Source organism: Moorena sp. SIO4A5, assembly GCF_010672005.1.
GTDB lineage: Bacteria > Cyanobacteriota > Cyanobacteriia > Cyanobacteriales > Coleofasciculaceae > Moorena.
The window spans coordinates 1-13,078 of record NZ_JAAHHZ010000067.1; the positions used below are offsets into that span (position 1 = coordinate 1).

A 13,078-nucleotide genomic window follows, 5' to 3' on the forward strand; every position below is an offset into this window, starting at 1 on the left:
ATAGTAAGTCTTTGTGAACCGCTGACCAGTCAGGATATTTCTTAAGAGCCACATTCAAACCATAACGCTGAAAGAAGCCCTTTTCTTTGGCAATGATTAAAGGAGCACAGTCAGTTACAGGAACAAAGCCAATGGTGAGGTTAGTTTTCTCTAACTTACCAAAGCTAGCTGGAGGTCGTTGAGTGGGCTCAGAGGAGCGATCGCGTTTTGGGAAATCGAATAGATTATTTGAACTACAAGCACTAAAGCCACATCCTACCGTGGCACAGCCGATGTATTTGAGAAACTTGCGGCGCTCCATATTGTCGTTTCCGATTAATGGACAATGGAAAATGGAAAACTAAGTTTTCACCATTACCTAACCATTAACCATTAATCTTTGACAACAGTTATGAGGAATTAGCGATGAGGTCCAACTAAGCACTAACCTAGTGGGATTTTGCTCCAAAATTCTCGATCAGTATATTACCCAAGACTTCTGGTAAGTCATCACAAGCCACACTTTTAAGCACACACTCGCCCAGTTTAGCATCTTTGCCAACTTTGCCACCCATGTAAATATTGACTCCTTCAACAGACTTACCGTCTTTACGCACCTTAGTTCCCATCAAACCAATATCAGCTACTTGGGGTTGACCACAAGAGTTGGGACAACCTGTCCAATGAATCCGCACTGGGTTTGGTATATCTAACTTTTCTTCGAGTTCCCGAACTATTGCCAAGGCACGATTTTTGGTTTCAATCAGAGCAAAATTGCAGAACTGGGCTCCTGTGCAAGATACTAGAAGCCGTTCTAGAGGTTTGGGCTCAAGGGTAAATTTCTGCAAGAGGGGTTCAGCTAAGAAAGCGTCGAGATTAGCATCCGGAATATTGGGAATAATCACATTCTGCTCAACCGTGAGGCGGATTTCGCCACTGCCATAAGCCTCAGCCATCCGTGCCAGATCAAACATCTGCTGAGCATAAAGCCTACCAACGGGCACGTGTAAACCCACATAATTCAGACCTGGTTGCTTTTGGGCAAAGACACCGATATGGTCTCGTTTTTCCCAATCTATTTCATCGTGAGGAGCAGCCGTAGGGAGTTCTCTACCAAACTGCTTACTGACTTCCTCGCGGAACTTGTCAATCCCCCACTCATCAATCAACCACATCATCCGGGATTTTTGCCGATTCGCCCGCGAGCCTTCGTCGCGATAAACTTCTAGTATAGCACGACACAAGTCAACCACATCATCATTAGGCAGTACCCAAGCATTGAGGGGAACAGCAGCTTCACAACGCTTGGCCGAGAAAAAGCCACCTACGAGTACATTCAAGCCTAGTTGTCCATCTTTGTACGCAGGCACGAAGGCAATATCATTAATTTCAGCATGGACTGAGTTATCCCGACCCCCTTCAATAGCAATATTGAATTTACGGGGCAAGTTAGTAAACTCATAATTCCCTTGGCTGTTATTAGTGATCATGTCCTGTACCTTTTGGACAAGATCCCGAGTGTCAATTAATTCATCGGGATCTATCCCCGCCATGGGAGAACCAGTAATATTGCGGACATTGTCCATACCGGATTGGACGCTAGTTAAGCCAACTTGCTCGAACCTGCGGAAAATATCAGGCATGTCTTCAATGCGGATACCTCGCAACTGGATGTTTTGGCGGGTCGTGATATCAGCACTACCATCTTCACCATAGCGCTGCACTATCTCAGCTAGTACCTGCATCTGAGTGCTGTTGAGAATGCCGTTGGGTGTCCGCATCCTTAGCATGAACTTGCCTGGAGTGACAGGTCTATAAAAGACACCCATCCACTTCAGCCGATGCTGTAGGTCATCTGGATCTATTGCTTCCCAGCCAATTCTGGCAAATTCTTCTATTTGTTCTTTAATGGCAAGACCATCTTTCTCTGCCTTGAATTTCTCAAATTTGTTCAATTTTGCGGCTGGCTTAGCTGCGCTGGTCATAGCTGTTCCCTCGTTGCCTTTTGCTCAATTGCCAGAAGTTTTGTCCAGAGCCTCTGATGTCACTACTCTTGATGTTGATAAATTAATTTAAAGTATTGCTAAAATTTTGTATATTTTGTTACTAAATACTGATTTTAATTAAAAAAATGCATAAATTAAATGCATAAATTGTATTATGAAGTTAGATCAAGTCTGCCCCTGCTCCCCTGCTGTCATAACCATGGCATTCAAAGGAAGACCAGCTTACTCCCAATCCTGACTCGACAGGGGTAGTCTAACGGTAAACAAAGTTCCTACACCAACCTGGCTATCTACCAAAATTTGGCCACGGTGCTGCTCTACACTCTTTTTAACAATCGATAATCCTAGACCTGTACCAGGAATATCTCCAACATTGCTAGCTCGCTGGAAAGGTTCAAACAGGTGAGAAAGCTCTTGTTCGGGAATACCAATTCCCGAGTCTGTTATTTTAAAAATTGCCCAGTTACCTTCCACGGTTAACTGAAACTCTACCGTTCCCCCTTCAGGAGAATACTTAATCCCATTGGATAGCAAGTTATTGAAAATATATCGAAGGAGTTGGGTATCCATATAGGCATCAGGAATATTACCTTGAGGAGTAAAAATAATCCTATGGATCCCCCCGGTAGCCAACTGCATCTGCTCTATCAAATCAGAGCAGAATTCTACTAGGTTAATTGGAGTTGGGTTAAAAGTTAGCTTGTTTCCTTCTGCTTTTTCAATAAATATAATTTCATCCAAGAGTTGTCTCATATCTTGGATAGAGCCTTTAATTTGTTCAAAATACTTGCGATGTTTATCTTTGACCAAATGTTTGCTATAGCGTTCTAACAATTCAGTAGCTAGGATAACTTTACTCAAAGGTGTACGACATTCGTGGGAAACAATAGAGACAAAGCTAGATTTTTGCTCTCTAAGCTCCTGTTCTATTACTAGTGCTTGACGGATTTTTGCTTCTGCTTGAAAGCGAGAAAGGGCAATTTCAATGGTAACTCGCAGTTCTTCTTCCTCAAATGGTTTCAGAAGGTAACCAAAGGGTTGGGTTATCTTAGCTCTTTCTAGGGTGAGCTCATCGCTATAGGCAGTCAAATAGACCACTGGGATATTCCATTTTGTCCTAATCAGCCTTGCAGCAGTCACTCCATCTATTTCCCCTTTCAGACGAATATCCATCAGGATTAAATCCGGTTGGATTTCCTCAGCTTTTCTAACTGCTTCTTCTCCAGATACAGCCACAGCAGGAACCATGTACCCTAAAAGTTTGAGGCTATTCTTGATATCCATAGCCACAAGTGTTTCATCTTCAACAACTAGGATTTTTTTCTTGGTCATGCTCGACTTGCCCTAGAGATCCAGTGAATGGGGAAAGTTTATTTTTAATCTAGTGCCTTGGCTACAGTCAAGGATGATGTTACCCCCCAGTTGTGCAGTCAAGTTACGAACAATACTCAAACCAAGGGATTTAGTGGATTGAAAGTCTAAATTGTCCGGTAAACCAATACCATTATCACTTACCGTAAGGATTAGCTGACCCTGTTGATCTGAACTTAGACTGATTTCAATCTTACCCTCTTTATGTTCAGGAAAGGCATATTTGAGTGAATTAGACACCAATTCATTGATGATTAGCCCACAGGGAATAGCTACATCAATGGTTAAGGGAGCTGTGGTAACTTCAATATTGAGGGCGATTGTCTGTCGGTTAATCCCGTAGGAACGGAACAAGTTATTGGTTAAGGTTTGAATGTATTTTCCGAAATTAATCTGGGCTAAATTTGGGGATTGATACAGCTGCTGGTGAATCAGAGCCATAGATTGAACCCGATGCTGGGAATCTTTGAACAAACTTAATGCTTGTGGATCTTCAACTTGCCTCGACTGTAGGCGGAGTAGGCTAGAAATAATTTGCAGGTTATTTTTGACCCGGTGATGAATTTCTTTGAGCAAAACCTCTTTTTCGGTTAGAGAGGCTCTAACTTGATTTTCCGCTTGCTTGCGTTCGGTGATATCTACAATTTGATACAGAAATTTTCGGGGCTTACCTTGAGCATCCCTGACTAAAACTGCTTTCTTGGTCAAAACATGGATCACTCTACCATCTTTCGACAGTAAGCGATTTTCCATCTGAAAGTGGGATGTTCTTCCTGGCCACAACTCTTGATTCGGGGTAAGGTTAATTGTGAAATCATCGGGGTAGATAATATCTGTAGCCTTTTTCTGCCCCAGTTCCTCGGCTGTGTAACCAACCGTGTCACAAAAGGCTTGATTAACCTTTAGCACGGAGTTATCAGTGCTGGTAATTGCCATACCCATGGGAGATAGTTCAAAAATCAGGCGAAATTGTTCCTCACTTTTGCGAAGTTGTTCATTGACGTTCTGTAGGTCAGAAGTCCGTTGTTCGACTCTCAGTTCTAGTTCCTGGTTGAGCTGTTGTAGAGCTAATTCTGCCTGTTTATGCTCGGTGATATCAATCCCTACACACACGGCTGCAGCACCTTGCTGGTACTTCTGAGCGGCAATTAGATAATATCTCGAATAATTTTTCACTTTGAGCTCAACCACCTGGGAAGATCCTGAGTCCCGACAGGCGAGAAACTGAGTCATAAAGCCGACAAACTGAGGGCTGCTCTCCAGAAAACCCAACTCTTGACCGACAAAAGTCTCTGGAGGTAATTGCAGGCTCTGAGCCAGATGTCGGTTAACCCCAAGATATCGACCATCAGCACTAATCCAAGACACCGCTCCCGGTACAGCATCCAAAACTGCCTCTAGTTGCTCTTTTGCTTGTCGCAGCTGATGATTAGCTTCGGACAATTCTGTTGTCTGTTTTTGAAATTGGTATTCCAATTGCTGATCACCCTGTTGCCATTTCTCCTGAGCCTGCTTACAGTTGGTAATTTCCGGTTGTAATTGCTGATTAACCTGATTTAACTGAGCAGTTTGTTGTTCCACTACTTGCCCAAGTCCCTTGATAATCCTACACATCTGTGTAGAGTCAAGGGTTGTGAGCAAGTTAGGCTGGTTAATAATGCCTAGCAACTCCCCTATATCGCCAGTTTCCAACACTTGTGCTAGCTGCTGCTGTTCCATCTGTTATAATGGGAATATTATTTAATTAGTACTCATCGAACAATTACTCTGGAACGGTGTTAGATTATCACAACACCTGCTAGGAAACACTAACTTGACCCCATCCGATAGACTTCCTCGACCAATGTTGCTAAACGCTGCATGGCGATTTCAATTTCTTCTTCAGTAGCCGTAAGGCTGATGCGAATGCACTGTTGCTGGTGAGACCAGTCTTCTCGTAAGCCGGGGAAAAATGTACTGCCAGGCACGACAATCACACCCACCTGCTTCAACTGTTGATACAGTTCCCAGTCAGTAATTGGCAAATCCTGTAACCACAACCAAGCAAAGATAGCTCCTTCACCCCGATGCAAGAACCAAGGCAAGTCTTTGGGCATGAATTTGTCTAATGTCAGTTCAAGGGTCACAAACTTTTGCTGGTAGTGGGGGCGAATCACATTAGTGGCAATCTCAGGGAGCGCTCCAGATGCGATCGCTTTTGCGGCAATAGCTTGTCCATAGCGAGCCGAATGAATACAAAGATTGGTCTGGAAGGATTCTAAAATGCTAATTAGCTCCGGATTTCCAATTGCTACACCAACCCGTTCCCCAGGTAGTCCAGCTTTTGATAAACTCAGACAGTGGATGATATTGTCTCGAAAGACTGGTGTCATTTCGGTAAAGTTCAGTGCTGGAAAGGGTGGAGCATAAGCTGCGTCAATCAACACTGGCACATTGAAGGGTGCAGCCATTTCCGAAATTTTGATTACTTCTTCATCGGTTAGGACATTGCCAGTGGGATTACAGGGACGGGAAACAATTACACAGCCAGTCTCTTGGCTAATCTTTAATTGGCTGAAATCAGGGCGATACTTAAAACGGTGTTGCTCGTGATTAATTTCCAGAGTAGGTTTGTAGGCATATACTGCTTCTGGAGTCAAGCTTACTCCTCCATAGCCAGTGTATTCTGGAGAAAGGGGCAAGACCACTTGTTTGAGCTGGCCGCTGCTGGTGTAGCCACCAAAAACGTTAGCGGCGTAGAAGTAAATCGATTGAGAACCGGGAGTAATCAGGATATGGCGATCGCTTAGGGAAAGACCGTAGCGTTGATTGAAATCCTTTGCGATCGCATCGATCAGAGGCTGATATCCTTGAGATGACCCGTAGCGGCAAATCACCTCACCATACTCTGAGCTAGCCAACAGTTGTGCCGTGCAATCGCGCCAAAGTTGCTCGACTTGTGGCAAAATCACTGGGTTTCCTGCACTGAGATTAATCCAATCTTGTCCCTGACCAGCTCGTAGCGTTTCGATAATATCTTTCATAATCGCTCGGACACCAGTCAGTTTGGACATCTGAGTCCCAATTTGAGTCAGGGTAGGATCCATGGATAGTGATTACCTTTTGGCGAGTGAGGGTACTTAATCAAGACTTCTCCAATCGAAAATCATACCAACAAATGCCGATTCTCGAAGCAAACAAATATGCTCTTGCCCTTCACACCACTAGTCCTCAATTGGGGCTAGTGACCAGTAACTTTGCCAGGGATACCCGCTGCCAAACTTGGGACTTAGGGCGAGAGTTGTCTGGTCAATTGCATCAGCACTTGACTGAATTTCTCAATTCCCAAACTTGGGAAAACTTAGAATTCATTGCGGTAGCTATCGGACCTGGTAGCTTTACGAGTACCCGTATCGGTATAGTTACTGCTCGTACCATAGCACAACAGTTAGATATTCCCCTGTTTGGCATTTCTACACTGGCAGCGATCGCATGGTTAGGGCAAGAGAGAGAAGAACGGGAAGAGCGGGAAGAGGGAGCTATGTATCAAGAAAACTCAGAATCAGCAATTAGCACATGCGCTACGCCCACGCTAAGCGAACAGATTGCCATTCAAATGCCTGCCCAACGAGGCCAGCTGTATACCGCCATCTATCAGCCATCAATAGCTGGTCTGGGGCTGAGCAAGATATTACCAGATGCTGTCATGACTTCAGATCAATGGAAACAAGTGTTGGATACCTTAGAAACACCATTACGATTGCTAGAGGCTCCGGCAAATTTGGGGAGTTATGCTAGGGGTGTTTTGGAACTTGCTTATCTCGATTGGCAACAGGGAAAGTGCCCCAACTGGTCAGAAGTACTGCCGTTTTATGGACAGCATCCAGTTTAAGAATTAAGAATGAAGAATGAAGAATTAAGAATTAAGAAAATTATATTTTTTTTGAAAATTTATAATTCAAATTATGGGGTATTTTTGAAATATAAATTGATAATTTATAATTGGAGCGAAGCGATTGACCAAGGAAGAAGAACGTGCGTACTGGCTGGCATGGTCCGAAGTTCCCGGTATCGGATCAGTATTGCTCCAACGGCTACAGCAACAGTTTGGGACTCTAGCAGAGGCTTGGAAAGCTTCAGCTTCAGAGTTAGGAGCAGTTGAAGGGTTCGGGGTGCGGCTGATCGAAAGAGTAGTGAAAATGCGTGGGCAAACTAATCCGGAACAGCTACTTGAGCAACACTTGGTCAAAAATCCTTGTTTCTGGACACCAGCGGATGGGGAGTATCCCCGCTTGTTACTAGAAATTCCTAGTCCTCCCGCAACGCTATACTATAGCGGACTAGTTGATCTACAAGAAAATTACGGTAGCAAGCCGATAGTCGGTATTGTGGGTACCCGCAATCCCACCGAATACGGTAAACGTTGGACTCGCAAAATCAGTGCTACCCTTGCTAAGCATGGTTTTACAGTGGTGTCCGGTATGGCAGTGGGAATTGATACACAAGCCCATCGTGGGTGTCTGGAAGCGGGTGGTAGGACCATAGCAGTTTTGGGAACTGGTCTTGATGTGGTATATCCCTTGAGCAATAGTTATCTTTATAAACAAATTCAAGAGCAGGGATTGGTAATCAGCGAGTATCCAGCCAGTACGAAACCCGCACGCTCCAACTTTCCCCAACGGAATCGGATTATTGCTGGTTTAAGTCGTGCAGTTTTAGTGATGGAAGCGCCTAACAAGTCCGGAGCGCTAATTACTGCTAGGCTAGCCAATGAGTTCTGTCGGGATGTCTATGCACTACCAGGTTCCTTAGATAATCCCAATTCTATTGGTTGTTTGGGACTGTTAAATCGGGGTGCCCATGTAATTTTAAGTGAAGGTCACTTGTTGGAAATGCTCGGAGCTATTCCAGAACTTGACCCCCACTCGGCTCTAGAACAACCTTTACCCGCTTTACCTGTACCGACCTTAGAGCCAGAATTAGCAAAAGTGTTGGATGCGATCGCATTTGAACCAACCCCATTCGATATCATTGTCCAGCAAGCAGCTTTAGAAGCAGGCTCAGTATCCAGTGCCTTGTTACAGTTGGAACTAATGGGATTAGTGTCTCAGTCACCAGGGATGCGATATCGAAAATTAATCAGTGGAAGATGAAGGATGAATACAAATAACAGTAATTTACGTTCCTTGGCACAAAAGCGCAAATTGGCGATTGGAACGGGAGTGTCCATGGAACCGTTGCGGGACGATCCTAGTTATCAGGAGGTGTTGATACGTGAATATAACATTGTGACACCAACTTATATCATCAAGTTTGAGCCGCTACAGCCCCAACGCCATCACTATAATTTTGACTGAAACCCAACATTCCCCCACTTTGCGAAGCAGGTGGGGGTGAGGGGTCTTGGGGCTAGTCTGCATTCCCTTGGGCTTCCATGTACTCCTTCAGCTTGTCGAGACTGGCTCCCCCAGCTGATACAGCACAGTAACCACGCTTCCAAAAAACAGGCTTCCAATAGAACTGCTTCAGATATTGTGCAAACTCTTTCCGGATCTCTCGACTGGTGATGGTTTTAAGTGCCATTGCTAGCTCAGATTCGGAAATATTGGGATGTTTGTCTATTAAAAGGTGAATATGGTCACGCTTGCCTAAGTCAGTCTGGCAATCCATTAGGATGCAACCACGCTTAAGACACATCTTGGCGATGATTTCACGAATACGTTTCAACATATCATCCGTGATGCAAGCATGGCGATATTTCGTGACAAAAACCATATGCACACTCAATGCTGTGACACTGTGAGCATGGCGGTTTAACTGTCTAGCCATGGGTTAACGACATATGCTAATATTAGTCATTATGGCACAGAAAAAACGACGAAAGGATTTAATTAGGACGGACAAATGGCAGTTAAAGCCATCTCAGCTACAACGTCAACTTCTAAGGCTGACAGTTCAAGAGTTCCGTTCTATTTGTCGTGGGTTGATTAGCGTCGTGTTTACCCATTGGCCTGAACTAGGTGGTCTTTCCAGCAAGCAAAGAATTCCAGCGGTTGAGCGGTTGATGCACAAGACACGTCAGAATCAATATCCTAAGTACGAGTACTTCATTCGTCGTTTCTATAAGTTCCCTTCCTACTACCGGAGGTCTGCTATCAGTTTTGCCATTGGTCAAGTTTCCTCATTTGTCACCCGTTATATGGAGTGGCAATCAGGAATCAGAAAGCGCAGAGACGCTAAACCACCACGGCTAAACGCTGATTGTGGCTGTTACCCTGCCCTGTACCAAGGTCAGTGCATCTTGTTTGGTGCTGCGATGGATACCGCCAAGATTAAGGTTTTCACTGGCACAGACTGGGTATGGACCCTCGTTCCGGTAGAAATCGAACCTGGATACAAACGTCATTTGCTTGATACCAATGAGAAGCTGTCACCCTATCTCATCGTCAACGAGAAAAAGTGTCACCTCTCAGTCCCGTTCAGATGCAATCCAGATGACAGGCAGGAAACTAATAGAGTCGTGTCAGTTGATCTTGGCATCAATACCACTGCTGTTGCTTCAGTTGTTACCTCAGATGGCACTGTTCTAGCTAGGCGCTTCATTCACCCTGGTAGAGACATAGACCGCAGAGATAAACGACTCAAGGGAATCAGCAAAAAAGCCAGTCTGAGCAATGGGAAGTTGCATAAAGGTTTTTGTCGGGGCAACTACCGCAAGGCTAGCAACATCAATACCCAGATTGCTCACTCTGTCTCTAGAGAACTGGTGGACTTTGCGGAAGCGTGGGGAGCCAAATTTATTGTGTTTGAGCTTCTCTTAGGCTGGAAACCTAGAGGCGGACGGAAACGTTCTAATCTGCGCCAACGCTTCCATGGATGGCTTCACAGGGCTATTGCAACCTGGACTGAAGCCAAGTGGAATGAACTAGGCGGTACGGTTAAGTACGTCAATCCTAGGGGCACTTCCAGCAATGCCTATGATGGTTCGGGTTCGGTCAAACGCGATTCTAAAAACTATGGTCTGTGTACATTCCCAACTGGGAAACGATACAACACAGATTTGCAGGCAACTTACAACATTGCTGCAAAGTATTGGTTCTATGAGCTTGTCCATAAAAAGGGTGAGGCTAAACGTGGCAAAAGAACCCGTTTAGCGCCTAGAAGTCGGGCTGTTACGCTTTCTACACTCTGGAACACTCCTAGTTCTAGTGTAGTGGGTTTTGACACCCCCAGTTATCCGTAGGATGCTGGGGGAGACTTCATGCTGCTGATAACTTTGTAGCCATTGCGAAAGCCAATCACATGCAGGTGCGCGGTCATAATCTAGTTTGGCATCATAGTGTGCCTTGGTGGCTAACCCACGGACAATGGACACCGGAAGAGTTAATCCATATCCTGCGACAACATATTCATACTGTTGTTGGTCACTATCGGGGACAATTAGCAGCTTGGGATGTGGTCAATGAAGCGGTAGCAGACCAAGACTCAGCAGGACAAAGGAAACGAGATACAATTTGGTTGCGCGGCATTGGACCAGAATACGTTGAGTTGGCATTTCGCTGGGCTCATGAAGCTGACCCCACAGTTCCCTTGTTTTATAATGACTACAGTGGAGAAGGACTTGGGGCAAAGTCAGATGCGATTTATGCCATGGTCAAAGACTTGCGGCAACGGGATGTCCCAATTCATGGCATTGGCTTTCAGATGCACATTAGTATTCAAAATCCTCCTAAGCCGGAAGACATAGCAGCAAACATGAAGCGTCTGGGTGAGTTGGGATTGCAGGTTCAGGTTACCGAGATGGACGTAAAAATCCATGATGGTAGCGGCACACAAGAAGAACGGGTGGCTGCTCAGACAAAGGTATATCGAGATATCCTCCAAGTTTGTTTAGAGGCTCCCAATTGTACAGCCTTCTTAACTTGGGAATTTGCAGATCATCATTCCTGGATTCCGGATTTATTTGGTAAACCAGATTCCCCTCTACCTTTCGATAACTCCTATCGTCCTAAAGCTGCTTATCACGCGATGGTTCAAGTTTTAAAAATTGATAGTTAAAAAGTAAAAAATAAAAATAAAAATCGCTTAAATTATCCTTTTTAATTCAATAAGTTATTGTATAATTTTGGAGGTAATTAACATGGTATATTTACCTGATACCCTCGAATTAACTATTAATTTGAGTGACGAACAATTTTTCCGGCTTTGTCAAGATAACAGGGATTTAAGATTTGAGCGCACCTCTGAAGGAGATTTAATCATCATGTCACCTACGGGAGGAAATACAGGTAGACGAAATATTAAACTATCGACTCAACTAGAATTGTGGAGCAGTCAAATGAAACTTGGTGTTGCATTTGACTCTAATACAGGATTTAAATTGCCTAATGGAGCAAATCGTTCTCCTGATGCGTCTTGGGTTAAACGAGAGCGTTGGGAAGGGTTAACACCAGAAGAACAGGATAAATTTGTCCCTTTATGTCCTGATTTTGTGCTCGAATTGCGTTCTCCGAGTGATTCCCTGAAAATGGTGCAAACTAAACTCCGAGAATATATGGAAAATGGCGCTAGATTAGGATGGTTAATTGATCCCCAAAATAAGGTTGTGGAAATCTATCGTCCCAATCAAGATGTAGAAATTCTCCAATCTCCGAAAACCTTATCAGGAGAAGATGTTTTGCCTGGATTTACTTTAAATTTATCAGAAATTATCTGATATCTTATGCTATATAGAGCAGTTACCAACCCAATTGATAAGTGCTATAGTTGAATAGGCTAATCGTGAGATAGTATCTCTACATCTGTCCAGAAAATTCCTGAAGCATCACTCTCGTTTTCGTAGAGATCCTGTACGCTCGACCCCAAATAACCACCTACTATCAAGCTATTCAATAACCACAGTAGTAGCGGAAGTGCGCAAATACTGATCAAAAAGATTAGGGATTTTCGGATAGTGTTTATCACTGTGCTAACTCCGGTATAGGAAAAATAATTCCGCTTAACATTAGCCACGCTATAGCCAAAGTAAGCACAATGTTAAAACTCTGCCCTACCAAATAAAGAATCATGGGTTTACCACCCTGAAGTTGTGTCCCTAAATCCCGAAAGTTCGAGTCTAGACCAATGGAAAAAAATGCGATACAAAATAGCCAGCCACGATAGGTCTTGGTTTGACTAAGAATGTCTTTAACTGTATCCATCCCCATCAAGGGAATACAAACAAAGGACACTAACAGAGAAGCAGCTATAAAACCTAAGATAAACTTGGGCAAACGTACCCATAATTACCTCATTTGTGGTTTAGGAGCATTTGGCTCGCGCTCTATAAAAAAGACCCAAAATAAAGCGATCGCAAAAGCTATCACTCCGATCAGCATATTTTGAATCATTTTAACTAAAGCAGCAGCTTGACCAGCGATTTCCCCTACTGTTTCACCAGCAGCGACAACTGCGCCAGTAGAATCAATGGTTCCCCCCAGCCATGCACCACTGACTAATTCATTCATACCCACAGCTTTGACAAACAAGGGCATGATCACCATCATGGCAACATTGACACTCCCCGTCCTGGAAGAACGGGGATTCCTAGATCTGCGAACCGCCTTAAACCGCCGTGTTCCTATCTATGACGCCGCCAAAAATAGGACAATACTTAAACCAAAAACCCGTCAAGACCAAGTTCCTAGTCAATTCACGACAGACCCAGAGGGCAGTTTTCGCGATAGCGTTTAACTACTCATTGG

At 44.2% G+C, this 13,078-nt stretch carries 12 protein-coding genes and 2 pseudogenes; 7 read left to right on the forward strand and 7 right to left on the reverse strand.

The window, feature by feature from the left end:
• From F6K57_RS20395 to F6K57_RS20415, 5 genes are all read right to left on the reverse strand, one after another.
• On the reverse strand, positions 1-301 hold a 301-nt coding region (locus F6K57_RS20395; protein ID WP_293070288.1), incomplete at its 3' end, for an ABC transporter substrate-binding protein.
• A gap of 127 nt (positions 302-428) precedes the next feature.
• A complete protein-coding gene (locus F6K57_RS20400; RefSeq protein WP_293018480.1) occupies positions 429-1,964 on the reverse strand; it encodes a ferredoxin--nitrite reductase in 1,536 nt (511 codons plus the stop codon).
• A gap of 243 nt (positions 1,965-2,207) precedes the next feature.
• Positions 2,208-3,317 carry an ATP-binding protein gene (locus F6K57_RS20405; protein WP_293045261.1) on the reverse strand — a complete coding sequence of 370 codons (1,110 nt, stop codon included), beginning with the start codon at positions 3,315-3,317 and terminating at the stop codon, positions 2,208-2,210.
• 12 nt (positions 3,318-3,329) lie between these two features.
• Positions 3,330-5,075 carry a histidine kinase dimerization/phosphoacceptor domain -containing protein gene (locus F6K57_RS20410; protein WP_293070291.1) on the reverse strand — a complete coding sequence of 582 codons (1,746 nt, stop codon included), beginning with the start codon at positions 5,073-5,075 and terminating at the stop codon, positions 3,330-3,332.
• A gap of 89 nt (positions 5,076-5,164) precedes the next feature.
• Positions 5,165-6,442 (reverse strand): valine--pyruvate transaminase, encoded by a 1,278-nt coding sequence (locus F6K57_RS20415; protein ID WP_293018474.1) that lies wholly within the window; start codon positions 6,440-6,442, stop codon positions 5,165-5,167.
• A 71-nt stretch (positions 6,443-6,513) separates the two neighbouring features.
• Between F6K57_RS20415 and tsaB the strand changes: the two genes are divergently transcribed.
• The 3 genes from tsaB to F6K57_RS20430 all read left to right on the forward strand — a co-directional run bounded on the left by tsaB (position 6,514) and on the right by F6K57_RS20430 (position 8,692).
• On the forward strand, positions 6,514-7,227 hold the full coding sequence (tsaB, locus tag F6K57_RS20420) for a tRNA (adenosine(37)-N6)-threonylcarbamoyltransferase complex dimerization subunit type 1 TsaB (protein WP_293070338.1): 714 nt from the start codon (positions 6,514-6,516) through the stop codon (positions 7,225-7,227).
• A 124-nt stretch (positions 7,228-7,351) separates the two neighbouring features.
• Positions 7,352-8,488: a DNA-processing protein DprA gene (gene dprA / locus F6K57_RS20425; protein ID WP_293070294.1), complete on the forward strand. Its 1,137-nt coding sequence runs from the start codon at positions 7,352-7,354 to the stop codon at positions 8,486-8,488.
• A gap of 3 nt (positions 8,489-8,491) precedes the next feature.
• On the forward strand, positions 8,492-8,692 hold the full coding sequence (locus F6K57_RS20430) for an endo-1,4-beta-xylanase (protein ID WP_293070296.1): 201 nt from the start codon (positions 8,492-8,494) through the stop codon (positions 8,690-8,692).
• Between the two features lie 52 nt (positions 8,693-8,744).
• Here the strand turns inward: F6K57_RS20430 and tnpA are convergent, their stop codons facing one another.
• Positions 8,745-9,164, reverse strand: coding sequence for an IS200/IS605 family transposase (tnpA, locus tag F6K57_RS20435; protein ID WP_293018467.1), 420 nt, complete (start codon positions 9,162-9,164; stop codon positions 8,745-8,747).
• Between the two features lie 31 nt (positions 9,165-9,195).
• On the opposite strand from tnpA, the gene F6K57_RS20440 reads away from it, so the two are divergent.
• From F6K57_RS20440 to F6K57_RS20450, 3 genes and pseudogenes are all read left to right on the forward strand, one after another.
• Positions 9,196-10,578, forward strand: coding sequence for a transposase (locus tag F6K57_RS20440; RefSeq protein WP_293045176.1), 1,383 nt, complete (start codon positions 9,196-9,198; stop codon positions 10,576-10,578).
• A 29-nt stretch (positions 10,579-10,607) separates the two neighbouring features.
• Positions 10,608-11,393 (forward strand): annotated as a pseudogene (locus tag F6K57_RS20445) (endo-1,4-beta-xylanase); the annotation flags it as partial.
• Between the two features lie 82 nt (positions 11,394-11,475).
• The gene (locus F6K57_RS20450; RefSeq protein ID WP_293070299.1) at positions 11,476-12,051 is read left to right on the forward strand and encodes a Uma2 family endonuclease; all 576 of its coding nucleotides are present in this window, start codon (positions 11,476-11,478) and stop codon (positions 12,049-12,051) included.
• Positions 12,052-12,295: 244 nt separating this feature from the next.
• Here the strand turns inward: F6K57_RS20450 and F6K57_RS20455 are convergent.
• A pseudogene (locus F6K57_RS20455) lies at positions 12,296-12,880 on the reverse strand (putative sulfate exporter family transporter).
• Here F6K57_RS20455 and F6K57_RS20460 point away from each other — a divergent pair.
• Positions 12,879-13,067, forward strand: coding sequence for a hypothetical protein (locus F6K57_RS20460; protein WP_293070301.1), 189 nt, complete (start codon positions 12,879-12,881; stop codon positions 13,065-13,067). The pseudogene F6K57_RS20455 and the gene F6K57_RS20460 overlap by 2 nt on opposite strands.
• Positions 13,068-13,078: the final 11 nt, after the last annotated feature.